This is a genomic window from Vibrio sp. 99-8-1 (assembly GCF_013114595.1).
GTDB lineage: Bacteria > Pseudomonadota > Gammaproteobacteria > Enterobacterales > Vibrionaceae > Vibrio.
This window is the reverse complement of the sequence record NZ_VTXE01000010.1, coordinates 24,386-42,535: the sequence shown is the minus strand read 5'-3', so window position 1 is coordinate 42,535 and position 18,150 is coordinate 24,386. Positions and strand designations below refer to the sequence as shown.

The following is an 18,150-nucleotide window of genomic DNA, read 5'->3' as shown; positions in this document are numbered from 1 at the left end:
GGTCAACGATTGTTAATAAGTAAGTGCTGTCGGGCTAGGATAAAAGCGCCACTGACAAAGTAGCGCGAAAGAATAAAAGAAAATCACCAAGAACTCAATGCAAGTTTGCCTGTTGGTCGTGAGAATAAAGCGAGTTGCTAAGTAAGGGCTGATCAAGCCTCTATCGTTAGCGTTGCCACTCTAAAATGGCATAGAGCTGAATATACTTTCGTACTAACTGATGGTCAGACGAACGAATGAGCGGGTGACCAAATCTTAAATAGCAAGGTCTCAATTGAAAGCAGTGATCCAAATCGTTTATCAACTTAGATTGGCTTTGATACAGAGAGATCCCCTGTTGGCTATATTCGTTAATATCATCAGGCAGCTCGCCAATCCACCAATCAAGTAACTCTCTGCTGTGTTTACTGCGAGATATCCAGTGATCGCTAAGCAACACCAACAGATCATTAGGCTGAATGGCAAAGCCGTATTCAGCCTGCCATTCACCTATATCTTTTAATAGCTTGTCTCTACAGTTTTTATTGGCGCTGGTTAAGTGGTGAGTGATGACCCATACGGTTCCTAAACCTGACGCGATGCGATAGTGATGAGCATGTTCCGGTGATAACACCGTATCGATAGGCTCAAACTGATTAGGCTGGTTAAACTTGTCGAGAGTACTTGCCATTCTTCGGGCAAAAGCTCTGCCTAAATGGTGCTCACTCATTCCCCGGTTGTGCACCGTAGGATAGTGATTCTCACACAATTTTAAGCAATCTTTTTGAAAATCGTGAATTGATTGAATAACCAGATCTTTAAGCAAACTTCTCTCCTAAGATGAAGAGAAGTCTCTCTCACCTAAATAACCAACGTTCTATTTTATTTTTGCGTGCTATAAGCAGAATCACTGCAACCAATAGATATAGGCTAGGTTCCAGTATTTCAGATTTAGATGACCAATTGTAATGAATTGGACCAAGTATCGCTATGACGTAAATCCAATTATGCAGCTTTTGCCAAGAACTGCCAAGTTTACGGCGCAGTAAGTTTACTGAGGTTATTGAAAGTAATAATAAAAGTATCCAGCTAAGCATGCCAAATATGAGGTAATTACGGGTGGTGATTTCCTCTACAAGTAACGAGACATCCCATGCTAAATCTAGCCACGCGTACGAAAGTAAATGTAGGCTAGCCCAGAAAAAACAGTATAAACCGACCAATCGGCGAACTCGGATAAGCTGTCCCCATTTAAAAAATCGTACTACTGGGGTAATAAGGAGCGTGGCAAAGAGTGCGTGCAGGGTACTTTTGCCGGTAAAGTGTATTATCGCGTCTACCGGTTCGGCTCCTAAATGACCATTAACGGCAGAAAGAATTAACCAGACTAATGACCCGATGGATGCTGCATGAATAGCAAGCTTAATAAGGGTGACTTTGTTGGTTAAAAAGGGAGTATTCATCATCAATCTGGCTCACCAATCGGGATTTGCAGTTAATACTGACGTTTTAGGTCTATATCACTATAGAGCGATGCCACTTCATCAGCGTAGCCGTTAAACATCAGGGTATCTTGTCGCTGTGCGCTGAATACGTTGCCGCTTCCGATAAAACGTTCGGATGCTTGACTCCAGCGAGGGTGATCAACATTGGGGTTAACGTTGGCGTAAAAACCATATTCACCGGGAGAAAGCTTGTTCCAGGTCGTGTTTGGCTGAAACTCTTTTAGGGTTATTTTTACGATGGATTTAATACTCTTAAAGCCATATTTCCAAGGAACGACCAGACGCAATGGTGCGCCATTTTGTGGAGCAAGAGTTTTGCCGTAAAGGCCTACCGCAACAAAAGTTAACGGATGCATTGCTTCTTTAATCGTTAATCCTTCAACATAAGGGTATTCGATCCCACCCCCAAGTCGCCGATCTTTTTGTCCCGGCATTCTTTTTGGATCATACAGGGTTTGAAATGCCACATATTGAGCACTGCCTTTTGGGTTCGCGAACTCAATAAGCTTGCTTAATGGGAAGCCAAGCCAAGGAACATTCATCGACCATGCCTCAACACATCGCAAGCGATAGATACGATCTTCTATATCAATTTTTTTGATGATGTCGGCAAAGTCGATGGTTGTTGGTTTGTGTACTTCACCGGCTATTTCCACACTCCACGGGTCAGTAACAAAGTTAGCGGCGTTCTTCGCAGGTTGATCTTTGGCGGTACCAAACTCGTAAAAGTTATTATAAGTGAGTATTTTCTTTTCTGGCGTCAAAGGAAGTGACGTATCAGAATAGGGAGAAGCTATAGACGCCAGCGGTTTTCGGTTATCAAGGACGGCGTCGTCTGCTTTACTAAAGAAGTCAAACAAACCGGCTGTCGCATTGCTGGCAAAAGGAGCAGTAGCGGTGAGAATGCCCATTTTTTTAATGATATCGCGTCGTTGTTGGTATATGGTTTCTGACGTTGTATCGTTCTCTTTTAGATGCCAGTTTTTAGTTGTTTTGATCAACATAACGTTTCCTAATTGTCTATATATAAACAACAAGACCCCAGTTAACCGTGGTAAATTTCATTAATTATTTGTCGAGAGGAATTAACCGTGTCAGAAATGAGTTTTACTAGTAAGCAGCGTCAGGACATTTTGTTAGAGCTGCAACGTTTTTTTGAAGATGAATTGGATATGGAACTAGGGCAGTTTGATGCCGATTTCCTATTTGATTTTGTAAGTAAAAAAATGGGTCCTGTGTTCTATAACCAAGGTGTGCGAGATGCACAAAAAGTGATTGACGCAAAAATACTCGATATCTCAGATGAGCTATACCAAATTGAGAAAGAGAGTGAATTATAAACTAGTGTGTTGAAAGTGATGTTAACCGGCAAATACTCAACATACGATTAGCGGTACTTGGTGGTATAAATCACTGATCAACAAACGGATTATCTCATTGATAGTTAGATTCAATTTTTTTGAACAATAACAGCAAAAATGATCACTTTTTGTTGTTCTAGATTTGTTTGATACTTACCTGAAAGAGAAACATTCGCATTTAACTTTACTTTTATGCGAATAATAACGTTCAGAGATAGATATGAAACAAGACGTAAAGAACTACAATTTCATTGCAAAGCTGATCCACTGGCTATCTGCTGTTGTTGTTATTGCCATGTTTGCATTAGGTTTATGGATGGTAGACCTAAACTATTACAGCTCTTGGTATCAAACGGCACCCTTCTGGCATAAATCCGTCGGTATATTGCTCGCTGCACTAACGCTTTTCAGAGTGTTATGGAAAACGGTGACGGCAACCCCTTCAATAGAAGGCAAGCCTTACGAAGTGAAAGCAGCAAAAGCGGTGCATCATTTTCTTTATCTATTGTTGGCTGTTCTGTTTCTCTCCGGTTATCTAATTTCGACCTCTGATGGGCGAGGAATAGAGGTATTTTCGCTATTCACTCTACCCAGTTTAGGAGAGTTGTTTCCTAACCAATCCGATCTTGCTGGGCAAGTTCACTACTACAGTGCGTTTATATTGATCGGCTTTGCTGGCTTACACGCAGCAGCAGCGATTAAGCACCACCTTATAGACAAAGACGATACGCTACGAAAAATGACAGGAGTAATAAAATGAAAAAACAACTTTTAACGATGGGACTCGCATTTGCAGTAGCTATGCCGTTAACCGCTAATGCTGCCGATTACGTTATTGACACCAAAGGAGCGCACGCTTCGGTAAACTTCTCTGTAAGTCACCTAGGTTATAGCTTTATAAAAGGACGCTTTAATACCTTTAGTGGAGACTTCTCCTATGATGCTAACGACATCGCAGCATCAAAAGTGAATGTAATGATTGATACAACCAGCTTGGATTCAAACCATGCTGAGCGTGATAAGCACATTCGCAGCGCAGACTTTATTGATGCCGGCAAATTTTCTGATGCTAAATTTGTCAGTAGTAAAGTGACTGACAAAGGCAATGGTATGGTTGAAGTGATGGGTGACCTAACGCTTCATGGCCAGACTCAACCTATTACTATCGATGCGCAGTTCATTGGTGAAGGTAAAGACCCGTGGGGTGGTTATCGCGCTGGTTTTACTGGCACTACAACGCTGCAACTAAAAGACTTTGGTATCAAAGCCATGGGTATGGTGGATACTGTTGATATGGAATTAGTGGTAGAAGGTGTTAGAAAATAATCGTCGGCAACGACGTTTGAACATCACCGTCTACTAAAAAACGCCCCTTATATGCTTTCACTATTTTGTCGTGTTAGCCAATGGAAGGGGCGTTATTCTATCTTATTGGTGAGTAGTGTATTACGCGCTCTCTAGGACAGTATTGCTCTCCACAACGTTAATGCGCTCTCCATATATGGAGCGAACCGCGATCATCACTTCTTTGCGAGAAATGGTGCCTACAAAAATACCATTGTCGATAACAGGCAAGATTTGAGGTCTATTTACCTTCATATTCTTTGCTCTCTCCTCTAAAGACAAACTGGTAAATTGAGTTGCTATACCCATGCTGGTGGTTGGGTAAAGTTGTTCTTTGTCGATACACATAAATTCAATGATATTAAGCAGAGATTCTGTTGACTCTATAGCAACCACGTCTCTTGTCATGATGTCGACCACTTTTTGTTTCGCGGATGGCAAGTAGTCTTGGCACCAAAGATCAATCAGTACATCGTGAACAGAGAAGAAACCAACCAACTCGCCCTGAACGTTTAAAACAGGAGCACCTTGTAAATTTCTGTCTGTGAGAGAATCGATAGCAAGCTCAGTAGGCATGTCTGCTTGTAGAGCAAATGCGTTGCTGTTCATGATTTGACGAGCGATTAAATTAGAGTTCATGGCGATGTCCTTAACTGACGTTGTAAGCGAAATTGATGAAATAGATTTTGTTTGAGTTGTTTTTAACGCTGGGCGTTGATAAATGGACCAGTTTGCCAGTCCAACCAGCACGGCTCCCCCAACTATGTTGCCTAGGGTTACAGGAATAAGGTTGCTGGTAATAAATTGGTAGACGTTCAGATTGGCGTATTGATCAGGGGACAACCCCGTTTGTAACCAAAATGATTCAGGCGCAGTTGATTGAATTACAATACCCAGAGGGACCATAAACATGTTGGCGACACAGTGTTCAAAGCCGCTGCTAACAAACATAGAGACAGGTAGCATAACCATGAGCGCTTTGGTTAAAGCATTGTGACTGCTAAAGGTCAGCCATATGGCTAGACAGACCAACAGATTACATAAGATCCCTAGAGCGAATGCTTGGCTAAATGAATGCTCTAACTTATGTTGGGCGATGTTTAATGCATTTACTCCCCATTGGCCGTGATCAAGCTGGTAAAGTCCTGCGATGGAGACCAATAAAAGCAGCAGTAACGCACCAATAAAGTTACCGATATACACTTGACCCCAGATAGAGACCATTTTGTTTAATCGAATCTGTTTATTTGCCCATGCAATGCTGGTGAGTACCGAGCTTGTAAATAGCTCCGCGCCGCATAACACGATTAAGATAAGCCCCATACTAAAAGCGATACCGCCGACAAATCGGCTGATTCCCCAACTAGAACTGCTTCCTGTGGTCACCGTGATATAGAATAAAAAGGCAAGACCAATAAATATGCCTGCCATAATGGCAAGACTAATGATCATAGCAGTGGATTTTTGCGTCTTGTTATACGCAAAACTTGCTGCTTCCGTCATCATCTCTTTGGGAGACAAAACGGCCTTCATCTCTGGTGGGTTAGCTGTCGACATCGTTGACTCCCCTAAATTTTCTTTTCATAACTGCTCCTAGCGTTAACGCCACCTAAAAGACCAGATGGCTTGAGAGTTAGGTTATGGTGAGAATTGCTAGAGGTAAAATTGATAATATTCAATTACCTCATCAAAAATATTGATGAACTTAAAATGCTTATGTAAGATGGTGCATACGGTAAAATCTACAGGGATCATCTATGCGTTATTCACTAAAACAGTTAACTGTTTTTGAAGCTGTAGCAGACACAGGAAGTGTTAGCCAAGCAGCGGAAAGACTCTCACTAACCCAGTCTGCTACTAGCATGTCTCTTGCGCAGCTGGAAAAAATGTTAGGGCGCCCACTGTTCAACAGGCAGGGTAAAAGAATGGCGTTAACGCATTGGGGAATGTGGTTAAGACCGAAAGCAAAACGACTATTGCAAGATGCACAACAGATAGAACTTGGTTTTGTAGAGCAGCATTTAATCAGCGGAGAAATACGGTTAGGCGCAAGCCAAACCCCTGCTGAACACCTAGTTCCAGACCTTATAAGCATAATTGATAATGACTTCCCAGAGATGCGTATTGATCTGGGCGTACAGAGTACTAAGGGTGTTATTGATGCTGTTCTCGACTACCAATATGACCTTGGCATTATAGAAGGGCGCTGCGATGACAGTCGAATTCACCAAGAGGTGTGGTGTCGAGATCACCTGACGGTTGTTGTCTCTGCCCATCACCCTTTTGCTAAGCGAGATCAAGTCAGTTTAGCTCAGTTAGAACAAGCGAAATGGGTTCTAAGAGAGATAGGTTCTGGTACCCGAAAAATATTTGATAGCTCCATTCATCATTTAATTGCTGATTTAGATGTGTGGCGAGAATATGAACACGTACCAGTATTAAGGAGTATGGTTGCTAACGGACCATACGTTACTTGCTTACCTTATTTAGATGTTGAAAAGCATATCGAAAGCGGCAAGTTGGTCGCGCTGAACGTCCCAGAGCTCACCATGGATCGGACACTTTCATTTATCTGGCGAGTCGATATGGCGGAGAATCCACTAGCGGACTGTATCAAACGCGAAGGGTTAAGGATGATGCAAGATAAACCCTTTAAACTGTAGACTCTAGCTTGTTTTTAACGCGTACAAAAACCTTGCCGTGACAGGCAAAATCATAACCATTTGTTGATCCAGCAGAGATTAAAAGAGTTAGGGTATGCACTCTAACTCTTTTTGCTGTGGCAAAATAACATGGATTGGTAAAACAGAAAGCTAATCGCTTTGTAGCGTGTGATCACTCAAAGAATGCCGTGTGAAAAGCCACTTCGCCAGATGGTATTGTCTGGGTTAGCGATAGAGCTAAGAAATACTCAGCAGGGACGTCCGCTAATGTTAGGCTAGGCTGAGAAATAAAGCCAAATCTCGAATAATAACTTGGCTCTCCGAGTAACACGACACCCTCAATAGCCTGCGCTTTAAGTTGAGACAACCCTTCGCGAATAAGTGCACTTCCAATACCTTCACCTTGACGTTCAGGTATAACAGACAGTGGGCCTAAACCATACCAGCCAGATTTCTCGCCATTTATCATAATTGGAGAAAATGCAATATGGCCGACAACACTTGTTTTATCTTCACACACTAGAGAGAGGGTCAGTGCTTTTGCCTCTCTTAATTTACTAACAATCAAATGCTCTGTTGGTTTCGCACCTGGTTTATGGTGTGGATGATTTTCAAATGCTCGATAAATAAGTGTCTCGATTTTGTTACTATCTGAGTCAGTTTCTACTCTAATGTTCATTGTTTAACCTTTATTTTTTAATATAAATATTTGGTAATTATATTGACCCAAATATTGATCATGTATTTGCAGTTCACGCTGAAGATCATGACCTGCATCGGAAATAAAATCTTCAATATCAACTTGAGAGAGCTTTTTCTTTAACGGTTCGAGATAGTTGCGCCATGACTGTTCACTCAGCGTAAAGCTCTCTATTACTTCATAGCCTGCTTTCGTCATATCTATGATTCGTTGCTCGTGCGAGGCCATGCTAGGGTAGTTGTGTTGCCAAAACGCCTTTGCTCTCTCATCAGGGCTATCAGTTAGCCAAACCAAGTCGCTAATAACTAAATAGCCATTACACTTCAGAAACGCCTTCCAAGTTTTAAGGGCTTGTTTGACCCCCATAATATAAGCGCTACCTTCAGACCAAAGCAGATCAAAATGATCGTTAACAAATGGCATTGCTGTCATGCTGGCACAGACGGTTGTTACTCGCTGTTCATTTGAGTTGTTTGTCATTTTTTCTTTAACACAACTTAGGCTGTACTCATCATTATCGAGTGCGGTCAAGTGAAAGGCCGAATAATTAGCAAGCAAATTTGTAGTTACCCCTTTACCACAGCCAATCTCTAACGCATTTCCACTCTTGATTGGCAGCGAATGTAGTGCTTTGAGTGTATCACTATCATCTCCGGGTCCCAGCCGATCTAACCCTTGAAAAATAGAGTTAAAATCAGCCATATATTGTTCATGTTTATTCATATCTTTTGAAAGCCATTTTAGTCTTAATGCGTTTTTTTCACTGAAGCCTTGCTTTATCAACCAATCTAAATGAGCCGAAGGGGCGCTTTTTTCAATACTTTCATGCCATTTGCGCATCGAACTCATGCCAAGCATGGAAGAAAGTAACTCTTTTGCATGCTGTTTTTCTTTTATCTCAGTGTCTAGGGTTTGCAATCTCTTCATCAAGGTTGACCGGTTGATCTCTCCTTCTAAACAAGATTGACACTCCTTAAGAGATAACCCTCCTGCCTGTAGCTGTTGTAACAACTTCAGTCGTTGCAAATCCTTATCAGAGTAGTGTCGATAGCCATTTAGTTGCCGTTGGCCTGCAATGAGTCCTAACTTTTCGTAATAGAGTAAGGTTGAACGGCTTAGTCCTACCTTTTGAGCCAGTTCAGAAATTCGATACATAGCAGTTGTTCCTCGAAACTTGTGAGCACTATAAAGTGTAAAGCTTTAGACAGGTCAACAGTTAGTATGGCAGAAATTTGTCATGATTGAGGTTATTGAAAAATTAGTGAAAAACGCTAAAGGCGTTTTCTGGGTGACTTGGTTCGATTAATCACAGAGTTAGCAAAATTAACTACGCCAATAAATAAGACTTTATTACAATGATTTTATGCATTTAGGTAGATTAAGGTGCATAGTGTGCTTTGACTGAGTTGATAACACAGAATCGTTAAAATTCGACGACGATTGATTTTAGTAATCATTCGTCGGAGATTATTGGTTAGTAATTTTACACATCTATATTGAGGGATATTGCAAGATGACTAAATATCAATTTTTTTGTAAACCAAATACTCATCGTCAACAGTTTACTTATTTAGCAATGGCGAGTGATTCGTTTTTGGATGATAAACAGCAACTGTTGTCGATCGGCTTTGAAGTGGAAGGGGATGTAATATTTGCCGGCACGTCACAAGAAGCGGTGGATAAGTTTCAATCAAACTATATTCACTTATGCGATGAATACAACAACGCGCATTTAGAGAGCGGTGTCGCGACGTTCATTATAGAAAGTTATCAAGAGATTCGCCGTCGTCTCGCAACACGCAAGTAGCACTTCTATTCTCCTCCGCTGGTGTTGTATTGAGTACGAGACCAATTTGGTGCGGGTAGTGTGATGCAAAAAGCTAGGGATTAAGCTGGTGCAGATCTTTTCCTTTCTGATATTACCTAAATCTGTTGATTAACCGCTTGCGTCACATTTTCAATGCAATTTATATGTTTGTACAGTAATTATTGTGATGAATATCATATTTGTTACCTGAGTAGTCGACTAAAATGCCATCTTGTTTAATGAGTCAACTTTTGGTGGCGTTTATGAACGTATTGCTAGCTATATCAATTACAACTGGAATTCTTTCTGCCGTATGGGGATGGATGTCGATCTCTCTAGGGTTATTAACTTGGGCCGGTTTTCTAGGTTGTACCAGTTACTTTGCATCACCAAAAGAAGGGCTGAAAGGGCTTGCTTCAAGTCTACTGACTAATATGACCGGTGTATTCTGGGCTATGGTGATTATCCATGCTTCGAATTTTCTGGCACTTGAAATTTTGGGTTACGTTGTCACTGGATTAGTGGCCTTTATGATGTGCATTCAGGCTAAGCAAACTTGGTTGGCTTATATCCCGGGTACTTTTATTGGTTCTTGTGCAACTTTTGCTGCAAACGGAGACTGGGGTTTTGTTGTTCCGTCTATTATTGTTGGTGGTATTTTTGGTTATCTAATGAAAGCGTCTGGTATTGCTCTTAAAGAGTGGTTAGAAAAACGAAACAGACAGTCAGAAGCAAAACCGTCCGCAGTGCAGTCAGCTCAGTAACCTTACCTAAATTACCACAGCAGCATGGTAGTGCTGCTGTGATCGTCAGCTTAAGGTTCTTTATCTTAAGTTAAAAAAGAATCCCGTTTTGTTATCAACTAATTTGATACTGTAGCATGCCGTTTGGCATGCTTTTTTTTTGCCCAAATTCACTCGCTATCTGTAGAGGAAACGTTAGGTATTGCTATTAGCCATGGTCATTACACGTTTTAGCGTTTTACGAATAAGTGACGGTACAGATTGCGGCCCTTGTTCTTCGCAGTAGGAAACGATGGCTAATGCAAGATCCGGTTTGGCAAATTTCTTCAATGCTTTAACAATGATTTTTTTGGCTGGTATTGGGTGGTCCTGCGGAATTTTAACCAGCTGTTTAAAGAAACTATCAAAACCATTTGCGTAGAGAAAGTGCTCTATATCTTTATCGGGAAGCTCAGTCAGGCGGTGAGTTTCCATCTCGCCACCGAGTTGAGATTTCACCGCGGTGGCGTATTTTTTACCCGCGGCGTCTCCGTCGGTTACCACGTGCCAATCTATTTCGTAAGCTTTAGCAACTTTAATTAGTGATTTAAGCCCTGACTGTGCAAACTCAATGATCTGAACCCCTTCGGATGCAAGGTTATAACCGCATAGTTTTGCCAGTTCGCTAAATAGCCAAACTTCAGTTTCACCTTCCACCAGCAGCCAGCAACGAGCGTATAGGGCATTGGAGCGATGGAAACGAATATGAAAACCGACTCGGCGAATCTCATCCTTGCTTAGTAGCCGAGGAGGAATGCTTTTAGCAATGGTTTTGTCTGGTTTACGTATTAATCGCTTAATGGATGAAAGGGGAACGGAAGAGAGCAACTCCGCACTGTTTGTGGTTAATATTTTTTGGGTAGGAACCATCTGTAACAAGTTCCAAGCCCGTGATAAATGAGTTGGGTGAAGGCGACCTTCTGGGTCTTCGATTATCAAAATAGGCCGCGCACAGCGGCGTAACTCGTTTGGTCCTTTTGCTTGTAGATAGGAGTTCAATAAAATTAAAACAAGTAACCGAGTTTGGTTGTCTTTCGTCTCTTCAATCACTTGGTTAAGGCCTCCAGAAATGGTGCTGGTGGAGGTCAATAGCAAGCTATCTCGTTGACGTCTTGGATTTTTCCTCGACGTATTTTTAAAAGAAAAGTAATGGTCAACAAGGCTCTTCATCGAGGAGAGGCTACTCTTAATTTCCCCTTTATTAACATGCCCCGGTTTGGCTAACAATCTGCGGCAGGTGTTCTCTATGCGACGTTCGATACGAGAGTTTTGAACATCATCTCCGTTACCAATGATGGTTCGGTCAAATCGGCGTGCGTCACGTAAGCGTATTGCAGGATGAAGACTCATCAATTCTTGTGCTAGTTTTTCTGAGTGATGCAACGACAGCGGCGTGCCTTGACCGTCTAAGAAGCAGTAATTGGTGGTGATCTTATAAAGGTCTCTGGTGGCACTCACGCGGTAGATAACGCGTTTTTGACCTTTTTCGTCCTGTGCCCAAATAGGTTTGAGCCTTCTATAACGGCCAGAGTGTTCTTCACCTTCATAACTCGGCAAGAAAGAGATGATAATTTGTAAGTGCTGGGTTTGTGGATGGGCGATAGAGTAATCCACATGAAAGTCTTGCATTTCAAACTCATACAGAGACCCGTCAGCGGGAAGTGCCACGGTTAATGCATCTAAGAGAGAAGATTTACCCCAAGTGTTTTCACCAATTAAGGTAGTAAGTTCATCGAAAGCGAGTGAAAGACGTCTAATGCCACGAAAGCCAGATATTTCTACACGTTCTAACTGCATATAGTACTCCTGTCTTGTTAACTTAAGCATATATGAGAAACTGACATTTCGCTTAACTTACTATCACACTTCAAGTTTATTTTATTTTGCTCGCTTTTTATCAGACCAAAATTTAAGCACTATTTACGGTTTTAGTTACCGCAAACACAAGGTAAAAGTGTGGCTTGCCACGAAGTGATATTGGAATGACATCAACATGTCTACAGCTTCTATCTCTCCCCCACGGTGAAGTGATTCAAATTTATATATGAAAATGTCATCTTAAAGGAGTAACATGCCTCTCTTACGCTTTTTGATGATTCAGCTATCGCATTGAATCAGGGGTAAATCTCAAATCCAAAATTTTGTTCCGCGAGTAGTAATAACTGATGACCAAACACCAACATAAGCCCGTTCAATTAACATTGGCGCATATCAACGATACTCATTCTTATTTTGAGCCACAATCTTTGCAGCTTGAACTTCAGGTAGAGCAACAAACGGTGACACCGTATGTGAGTAATGGTGGCTTTGCGCGAATTGCAACAAGAGCTAAATGGCTAAGACAGCAAGCTAAGTTGGACGGCCGAGAGTTTCTGTTTTTTCATGCGGGTGACTGTTTTCAAGGAACGCTCTATTTTTCACTCTTTAAAGGGGTGGCTAACGCAGAACTTCTTAATGCGCTGAACATTGATGCCATGGCATTAGGTAATCACGAGCTGGACATGGGTAATCAACCTGTTGCCGATTTTCTTGGACGGATTAATTTTCCACTGTTGGCAGGTAACTGGGATATTTCGACTGAAAATCCTGACAAGCCTCATAAGCTTTCTAGCTACTCCCATCTACTTTGTTATAACGCGGCAAAACAGACCGCCAACTATATGATCAAACAAGTCGATGGCGAGCCGATTGCGATATTTGGCGTATCAATGGACTTGATGAGTGAGATCTCTAACCCAGATCCAGATACGTCGTTTAAAGATGTGTTTAGCACAGTAAAAAACACCATAGAAGAGATACAGGCTAACGATATCAATAAGATCATTATTATTAGCCATTTGGGTTATGACGTTGATATTAAGCTAGCAGAAAGTGTAGAAGGGGTCGCCATCATTATTGGTGGGCACTCTCACACATTAATGGGCGATTTTTCTTCTATAGGATTTGAGCCGCAGCCAGATTACGGTATTGAAGTAAATGGTACCCATGTTGTTCAGGCTGGCTATCACGCGCAAGCCATCGGTCACTGCCAAATAGACTTTGCCCGAGATGGTCGCGTTACTTCCTTTAATGGCCGTAACGAGCTTCTTATAGGCCGGAGACTATGTTTAGACGCAACATTATCAAGTGTTCATGACCAATCGATTCATAGTAAGGCTACCGAAGCGTTATTAGCCAATGACAATATCGTGGTGTGTAAGAAAGACAGTGACGTTCAAGAGATATTATTAGATAAATATATCCCCATTGTGCGTCAGTTACAGCAGACAACCATCGCTGAGATAGACAAACCACTTAGGCATGTGCGTATCCCGGATCAGTCTGGGGGAAGTGATCTGGTTCCTCTAGTGGCAGAGTCTTTCCATTATATGATGAAGAGCAAGGGCCACGCAGTACAGTTTGCTATTCATAACGCTGGCGGCATTAGAAGCTCATTAAACCCTGGCAAAATAACCGAAGCGGATATTGCCGGAAAAGTATTGCCATTTGCCGTTCCAATTGGTGTGTACCAGATAAAAGGGCGCTACCTTGCAGAAGCGATAGAAGGGGCAATAAACAACGCCACCAATAACGGTGTGTTGGGGACAGGGTCGGGTAGTTATCCATATTGCCACAACTTAGATTTTAGTTATCATCCAGAACGACCAATAGGCCAGCGATTAACAGACTTTATGATATTTGATGATGCAGGCGGGTGGGTTAGCGTTCAGCCTGAGCGTATATATACTGGGACATCATCAGCTTATACCATGAAAGGGAAAGAGGGATATTTTGCCATAACCCATATGCTAGACAACGCTGTGGTTACAAATTACTCAATGGCGGATTGTTTTGTGGCATTTATCAAATCTCATCCAGAAAAATTGAACCAACTTCCAAATAATGAGGTCGGACAAACAGGTTAGAAGTATTGGCACGCTGATTGCTTAATAAATGAGCGAGTAAACATCTTTTTATATGTAAGGTGTTGCCATTGAACTGTTTATTTCGGAGGCTGTTATGTGGAGCAGAGACTGGATTGATACTGCGGTAATTGTTGGCTGGGTAAGTGCTTGGTCTGCGTTAGTATATCTTGTACCACTATCAGGTATGTGAAAAAAGAGTCGAAAGACTCTTTTTTATTGCCTAAAAAAAGGCTAAATCGTTTTTTATGCTGTAACTCTTAAGTATTACATCATATACGTCTGCCAGTTTACCAATTGCTAGTTCTTTCTAGCGGATTCCTTACTCTTATCTCTATTTGAATTTAGATAACTTATTTTTATCGTTTAGCCCGTCTGGTTGACAAATTACATGTTAATAAAATGTTTCTTGATTCTGCTGTGTATCGTCAGATACTGTCTTTTATGCACGATTATTAATCGAAATGCTATTATAATTCACTAAGATTGAATTTTTATACCTTGGTTTGTTATCAGCTTGTATCATTAGAAAAACTTATGCGAAATACCAATATTTGTCATTTAATATCTTGCCAATTACCCTCTAAAATTCTCTCTATCAGGTCAGTAATCAGAATTAATCAGAGAGGCGCTTATGGCTCAGGTAATGCACGCTAACGATATCGTTGTACCAACCTCTATGGACAAAAAAACCTATACGGTTAACATCAAAGGATTGATTGCTCACATGTTGGATATTTTGTTTGGTAAAGGAGACGTTGAAAAGTCTTATTACTCTAGTGAATTATCTAACCATATGCAGAAAGATTTGGGTCTTTACCGTTAATCGAATGCAACAGAATACCGAGCCCTTGGCATTATGTGTCGAGGGCTTTTTTTTGTCTGCCGTTTGGCTATGTTGAACAATCAGCTATGTTTAACAACTGGCTAAGTTTAGCCATTGGTTATGTATAACAATTGGCGAGTAGAGTTGTTTACCCTAGAAATGAGTGAGCCTCAACCAGAAAACTGGCCGAGGCTCGATGTTAGAAACCTTTGAGAGAACCTAACGGCAAGCACTCTATCACGCTTTCTCATATTTGAGAACCGTAAAATTCTTAAAAATAATACAAAGGAGTTATTTTGCTTAACCTTTGCTCGATGACTCACTCTTTTTTTGTTTTTTACACGCTCTGATAATATCGGATTTTTGATAAGGCCATAGGTCATCCGCTCTATACGACTTTATTTTCTTCGCTTGTTTGGTTTCAAGCGAGTTAAGAAAAGAGAGCCCAGTTAACTGTTCCACTTCTTTTATACTGGTTAGGTAACGGCTATGGTCAAAATGTTTCTGATAATAGCCAGCGCTGATCTGTGGATAGATAAAAGCGAGAGTGTCGATGCTTTCGCCGTTCTCTTTAATCACAATCTTAAATAGAGCATCTGGAATCGCCACTGGGAACTCATCATCTTGCCCTACAAACGCATAAGCAAACTGATCTAAATAGATAGGGCCTGTAACTACCCAAACGCTACCAAACTTATCTGCCCACGCGGTGGTAATGTACTCAAGGTCTAACCATATTCCGCCGTTAAATTTAGAACGCTGAGGTACAGCGTTTAAAAAGGTGTGGGTATTGGCGGCGGCATCTGCTCACATTCTTTCCGCAATCAATTTCATTTGTAAATGGCCGCGAACGAACCAGTCGGGATTATCTTTACGAAACCCTTTTGAATAGACGTAGGAGTTGTCTTTTGGCGCGATCCCTTGTTCTACAAATTGCGTCTCTGACGCCCATTTAGGGCGTTTTTTAGTAGGAATACACTCACCACCGTATTGCTTGATCTCATAGGCAACCCATTCAGGGGTGCCCATGGCGTTATGTATGGCTGATGGATTATCAATATCTAGCGAGTCCATACTGGCGGTAAAGGCGCGAAACTGTTTAACCGTTTCATGGGGCAGGGTGCCAAACTTGTCGTGTTGGTAACTGTCGTCAAGAACAATCGGTTTTTGGGCGCTAACAAAGCTAGAAAAAAGCGCCCCTAATAGAAGAGTGGTATTCAGTGTATTCATTCTTTTATCCTCTGCTAGCCTTAGGAGATAACGCCAAGATAAAAGTAGAGAAAGAGAGGCCTGAGTTATCCATAACGTCCTAACATAAGAGTTTAGTTTTATATGTAGTACTAGAATAATACATCAAATAGATATTCGCGAAATTAATACACGAAAGATGGGCGAGAATAGCCACACGAACTTGCTGAGATGTGAGTTTCCCCGCCAAATGCTCGCTTAGGCGTATTAGTTCATCTTATTGATGAAGTGTTTCGCTGGGGACAATTGATGAGTGAGGCTCCAGTACTTCCACAACTCGCTATCGCACTTATTTCGATAAAGGGAAATGTTGTTTTGCGCGGTAGGGCTAAGCCAACAAGTCCTAAGCGTGAGTAACCATGCGAACAGTCTCCTAAGGGGAATACAAGGAACTGGCCGATGTTTATCTATGGCAGGCACGGCTAACACTGCAATAGCCCAGCGAGAAGGGTTTTGATTAAGCTTTGTTAGTTGGAAACTACAGTTTATTCCCATGCCTTCAACGATCGGCTTGAGTGGAATAAATGGCTCGTTATTATGATCAATCAGGATCAAAGTGGATCCATGAAAAGGAACAGAGATTTGGTAAGGCATAATTGCCTCCTTGATTTGTGATGAATAGATCACCACGCTCAATGAGACCAATCATAGGGTGGCGAACTGAATGAGATTGGTCTTACCGCAATCAAGTAACGGCGCACCGAAGTGCTCTCACCCAGCCCACCATAGAGATGTGCAGGTGCCGCGTACAAAAAAACCAGCAATACGCTGGCGTTTATACGCCTTGATTTAAGCGGGAGACCAATCCCGTCATTGGATTTTGCCAATGAAAGCTTAGTATAGAGAGTTACTATCGGTTTTTAAACTGAAAAAGAGTGACTTAGTACCACTCCCTTAAAAGTTCTTGATGCTTTTTCATCTTTCGCTGAGACATATTTCTTTAGAAAAATAGCCATGACTCCAATAGGCGAAGGGAGAGTCATATATTCCAGAATCATCATCGGTGTCATCCGTCATTGGGGACGGACACTCTTCAAATAGACGTAAATTTATATGGATGTGCTGGCACTAGCAGAATGCCTTGTAGGAAATTTGATATGGTTTAATAGATAAAAAGGAGTTTTAGCGTATTTCTAAGCTCTCTTTTCAGTAAAGGGAATGGAATGTATTTTGAGATTGAGATGAATGCGAATAATCTTATTTATTCCGGTTGAATCTTGTGTTTATGATGCAATGGGATGGGTGGTTTGCGTTGTTCATCCCTTAACAGCGTGTTATGTGCTTGGAGTAAAAATGGAAATTAAAATAACAGATGTAGTGGCTCAAGATCTTAATGACATTCGAATCTTAGCTGAAACGGTAAATGAAAAGCATGTTGCTCCTTTACTGAATACAGAAGGCAAAGAGGCTTTAAGGGTTGCTTTAAAAGCGGATGTTGAAAGAGTTTTAGATAAAACTGTCTATCAGGCGGTGAAGGCATCATATAACAATAAACTTGTTGGCTATATAGCGTGGCGAGATGGGAATTATCTCGGTCAATTATACGTTGATAGCAGTTATCATGGTTGTGGAATCGCTAGCAAGCTGGTAGATGAAATGAAGCAAAGATGTGATAGCAATAAGATAACAGTTAAAGCTTCAATCTATGCGTTAGGCTTCTATCAAAAAGTGGGTTTTAAGGCGTTATCTGAAGAGCTCAATATCAATGGTATGCGATATGTTCCGATGGAACTTGAGATTTAGCAGGCTTCTGTTATCTCCAAATACCTTGCTCCCTGGCTGCAATTTAGTGACTGCCAAAGCATTATTTTTTCCCGTTCTTTGTGAGTTCTAGGTATGCATATAGCGCATTGATATTGGCTGAGCCTATCTGGCCGTTGACGCCTAAATCTGAATATTGGCTTTGCTTGTTGTAAGCATTCAGCCAACGTTGCAGGAACTTTATTGCTATCGACGGCCCCGTGTTTATTCCGGTGTTGATCAACTTTGCGCTGATAAGCGGCAATATGTTTGCACAACATCGATCCAGAAAA

Annotated in this window: 18 protein-coding genes and 1 pseudogene; 9 read left to right on the top strand and 10 right to left on the bottom strand. The window is 41.5% G+C overall.

Annotated features, from left to right (window positions below; genetic code table 11):
* Positions 1-166: 166 nt before the first annotated feature.
* Genes F0227_RS07110 through msrP form a run of 3 tightly spaced genes read right to left on the bottom strand, consistent with a single transcriptional unit; the run spans position 167 to position 2,488 of the window.
* The gene (locus tag F0227_RS07110) at positions 167-805 is read right to left on the bottom strand and encodes a hypothetical protein (protein WP_171752498.1); all 639 of its coding nucleotides are present in this window, start codon (positions 803-805) and stop codon (positions 167-169) included.
* A 31-nt stretch (positions 806-836) separates the two neighbouring features.
* Positions 837-1,445, bottom strand: coding sequence for a protein-methionine-sulfoxide reductase heme-binding subunit MsrQ (msrQ, locus tag F0227_RS07105; RefSeq protein ID WP_253822060.1), 609 nt, complete (start codon positions 1,443-1,445; stop codon positions 837-839).
* A 29-nt stretch (positions 1,446-1,474) separates the two neighbouring features.
* Positions 1,475-2,488, bottom strand: coding sequence for a protein-methionine-sulfoxide reductase catalytic subunit MsrP (msrP, locus tag F0227_RS07100; RefSeq protein ID WP_171752497.1), 1,014 nt, complete (start codon positions 2,486-2,488; stop codon positions 1,475-1,477).
* A gap of 96 nt (positions 2,489-2,584) precedes the next feature.
* On the opposite strand from msrP, the gene F0227_RS07095 reads away from it, so the two are divergent.
* The 3 genes from F0227_RS07095 to F0227_RS07085 all read left to right on the top strand — a co-directional run bounded on the left by F0227_RS07095 (position 2,585) and on the right by F0227_RS07085 (position 4,171).
* Positions 2,585-2,824: a DUF2164 domain-containing protein gene (locus tag F0227_RS07095; protein ID WP_171752590.1), complete on the top strand. Its 240-nt coding sequence runs from the start codon at positions 2,585-2,587 to the stop codon at positions 2,822-2,824.
* Between the two features lie 241 nt (positions 2,825-3,065).
* On the top strand, positions 3,066-3,605 hold the full coding sequence (locus tag F0227_RS07090) for a cytochrome b (RefSeq protein WP_171752496.1): 540 nt from the start codon (positions 3,066-3,068) through the stop codon (positions 3,603-3,605).
* Positions 3,602-4,171, top strand: coding sequence for a YceI family protein (locus F0227_RS07085; protein ID WP_171752495.1), 570 nt, complete (start codon positions 3,602-3,604; stop codon positions 4,169-4,171). The genes F0227_RS07090 and F0227_RS07085 overlap by 4 nt, the downstream gene beginning before the upstream one ends.
* 120 nt (positions 4,172-4,291) lie before the next feature.
* Here F0227_RS07085 and focA read toward each other — a convergent pair whose 3' ends face one another.
* Positions 4,292-5,746 (bottom strand): formate transporter FocA, encoded by a 1,455-nt coding sequence (gene focA, locus F0227_RS07080; protein WP_171752494.1) that lies wholly within the window; start codon positions 5,744-5,746, stop codon positions 4,292-4,294.
* A gap of 200 nt (positions 5,747-5,946) precedes the next feature.
* Here focA and F0227_RS07075 point away from each other — a divergent pair, with 200 nt between their 5' ends.
* Positions 5,947-6,852 (top strand): LysR substrate-binding domain-containing protein, encoded by a 906-nt coding sequence (locus F0227_RS07075; protein WP_171752493.1) that lies wholly within the window; start codon positions 5,947-5,949, stop codon positions 6,850-6,852.
* 172 nt (positions 6,853-7,024) lie between these two features.
* Here F0227_RS07075 and F0227_RS07070 read toward each other — a convergent pair whose 3' ends face one another.
* The gene (locus tag F0227_RS07070; protein ID WP_171752492.1) at positions 7,025-7,531 is read right to left on the bottom strand and encodes an N-acetyltransferase; all 507 of its coding nucleotides are present in this window, start codon (positions 7,529-7,531) and stop codon (positions 7,025-7,027) included.
* A gap of 3 nt (positions 7,532-7,534) precedes the next feature.
* A complete protein-coding gene (locus tag F0227_RS07065; RefSeq protein WP_171752491.1) occupies positions 7,535-8,707 on the bottom strand; it encodes a MerR family transcriptional regulator in 1,173 nt (390 codons plus the stop codon).
* Between the two features lie 358 nt (positions 8,708-9,065).
* On the opposite strand from F0227_RS07065, the gene F0227_RS07060 reads away from it, so the two are divergent.
* Together F0227_RS07060 and F0227_RS07055 are read left to right on the top strand one after the other, a co-directional pair.
* Entirely contained in the window at positions 9,066-9,359 is a 294-nt protein-coding gene (locus tag F0227_RS07060; protein WP_171752490.1) for a hypothetical protein, read from the top strand.
* Between the two features lie 263 nt (positions 9,360-9,622).
* Positions 9,623-10,123 (top strand): DUF1097 domain-containing protein, encoded by a 501-nt coding sequence (locus F0227_RS07055; RefSeq protein ID WP_171752489.1) that lies wholly within the window; start codon positions 9,623-9,625, stop codon positions 10,121-10,123.
* A 174-nt stretch (positions 10,124-10,297) separates the two neighbouring features.
* Here F0227_RS07055 and F0227_RS07050 read toward each other — a convergent pair whose 3' ends face one another.
* Positions 10,298-11,938 carry an ATP-dependent endonuclease gene (locus F0227_RS07050; protein ID WP_171752488.1) on the bottom strand — a complete coding sequence of 547 codons (1,641 nt, stop codon included), beginning with the start codon at positions 11,936-11,938 and terminating at the stop codon, positions 10,298-10,300.
* Positions 11,939-12,306: 368 nt separating this feature from the next.
* Between F0227_RS07050 and F0227_RS07045 the strand changes: the two genes are divergently transcribed.
* Complete coding sequence (locus tag F0227_RS07045) at positions 12,307-14,046, top strand: bifunctional UDP-sugar hydrolase/5'-nucleotidase (RefSeq protein WP_171752487.1); 1,740 nt, start codon at positions 12,307-12,309, stop codon at positions 14,044-14,046.
* A gap of 631 nt (positions 14,047-14,677) precedes the next feature.
* A complete protein-coding gene (locus F0227_RS07040) occupies positions 14,678-14,869 on the top strand; it encodes a hypothetical protein (RefSeq protein WP_171752486.1) in 192 nt (63 codons plus the stop codon).
* Positions 14,870-15,169: 300 nt separating this feature from the next.
* Here the strand turns inward: F0227_RS07040 and F0227_RS07035 are convergent.
* The 3 genes and pseudogenes from F0227_RS07035 to F0227_RS07025 form a co-directional block, all read right to left on the bottom strand.
* Positions 15,170-15,658: pseudogene (locus tag F0227_RS07035) on the bottom strand (DNA/RNA non-specific endonuclease); the annotation flags it as partial.
* 18 nt (positions 15,659-15,676) lie between these two features.
* Positions 15,677-16,099, bottom strand: coding sequence for a hypothetical protein (locus F0227_RS07030; protein ID WP_171752485.1), 423 nt, complete (start codon positions 16,097-16,099; stop codon positions 15,677-15,679).
* 225 nt (positions 16,100-16,324) lie between these two features.
* Positions 16,325-16,711: a phage antirepressor N-terminal domain-containing protein gene (locus F0227_RS07025; protein WP_171752484.1), complete on the bottom strand. Its 387-nt coding sequence runs from the start codon at positions 16,709-16,711 to the stop codon at positions 16,325-16,327.
* Positions 16,712-17,410: 699 nt separating this feature from the next.
* On the opposite strand from F0227_RS07025, the gene F0227_RS07020 reads away from it, so the two are divergent.
* Positions 17,411-17,860 (top strand): GNAT family N-acetyltransferase, encoded by a 450-nt coding sequence (locus F0227_RS07020; protein ID WP_171752483.1) that lies wholly within the window; start codon positions 17,411-17,413, stop codon positions 17,858-17,860.
* The last annotated feature ends 290 nt before the right edge of the window (positions 17,861-18,150 follow it).

Excerpts from the sequence above, each read along its gene's own strand:
- F0227_RS07090 (WP_171752496.1), top strand. The coding sequence starts at position 3,066 with ATGAAACAAGACGTAAAGAACTACAATTTCATTGCAAAGCTGATCCAC.
- F0227_RS07025 (WP_171752484.1), bottom strand. The coding sequence starts at position 16,711 with ATGCCTTACCAAATCTCTGTTCCTTTTCATGGATCCACTTTGATCCTG.
- F0227_RS07085 (WP_171752495.1), top strand. The coding sequence starts at position 3,602 with ATGAAAAAACAACTTTTAACGATGGGACTCGCATTTGCAGTAGCTATG.
- F0227_RS07060 (WP_171752490.1), top strand. The coding sequence starts at position 9,066 with ATGACTAAATATCAATTTTTTTGTAAACCAAATACTCATCGTCAACAG.
- msrP (WP_171752497.1), bottom strand. The coding sequence starts at position 2,488 with ATGTTGATCAAAACAACTAAAAACTGGCATCTAAAAGAGAACGATACA.
- F0227_RS07095 (WP_171752590.1), top strand. The coding sequence starts at position 2,585 with ATGAGTTTTACTAGTAAGCAGCGTCAGGACATTTTGTTAGAGCTGCAA.
- msrQ (WP_253822060.1), bottom strand. The coding sequence starts at position 1,445 with ATGATGAATACTCCCTTTTTAACCAACAAAGTCACCCTTATTAAGCTT.
- F0227_RS07070 (WP_171752492.1), bottom strand. The coding sequence starts at position 7,531 with ATGAACATTAGAGTAGAAACTGACTCAGATAGTAACAAAATCGAGACA.
- F0227_RS07030 (WP_171752485.1), bottom strand. The coding sequence starts at position 16,099 with ATGAATACACTGAATACCACTCTTCTATTAGGGGCGCTTTTTTCTAGC.
- focA (WP_171752494.1), bottom strand. The coding sequence starts at position 5,746 with ATGTCGACAGCTAACCCACCAGAGATGAAGGCCGTTTTGTCTCCCAAA.
- F0227_RS07055 (WP_171752489.1), top strand. The coding sequence starts at position 9,623 with ATGAACGTATTGCTAGCTATATCAATTACAACTGGAATTCTTTCTGCC.
- F0227_RS07065 (WP_171752491.1), bottom strand. The coding sequence starts at position 8,707 with ATGTATCGAATTTCTGAACTGGCTCAAAAGGTAGGACTAAGCCGTTCA.
- F0227_RS07020 (WP_171752483.1), top strand. The coding sequence starts at position 17,411 with ATGGAAATTAAAATAACAGATGTAGTGGCTCAAGATCTTAATGACATT.
- F0227_RS07050 (WP_171752488.1), bottom strand. The coding sequence starts at position 11,938 with ATGCAGTTAGAACGTGTAGAAATATCTGGCTTTCGTGGCATTAGACGT.
- F0227_RS07045 (WP_171752487.1), top strand. The coding sequence starts at position 12,307 with ATGACCAAACACCAACATAAGCCCGTTCAATTAACATTGGCGCATATC.
- F0227_RS07075 (WP_171752493.1), top strand. The coding sequence starts at position 5,947 with ATGCGTTATTCACTAAAACAGTTAACTGTTTTTGAAGCTGTAGCAGAC.
- F0227_RS07040 (WP_171752486.1), top strand. The coding sequence starts at position 14,678 with ATGGCTCAGGTAATGCACGCTAACGATATCGTTGTACCAACCTCTATG.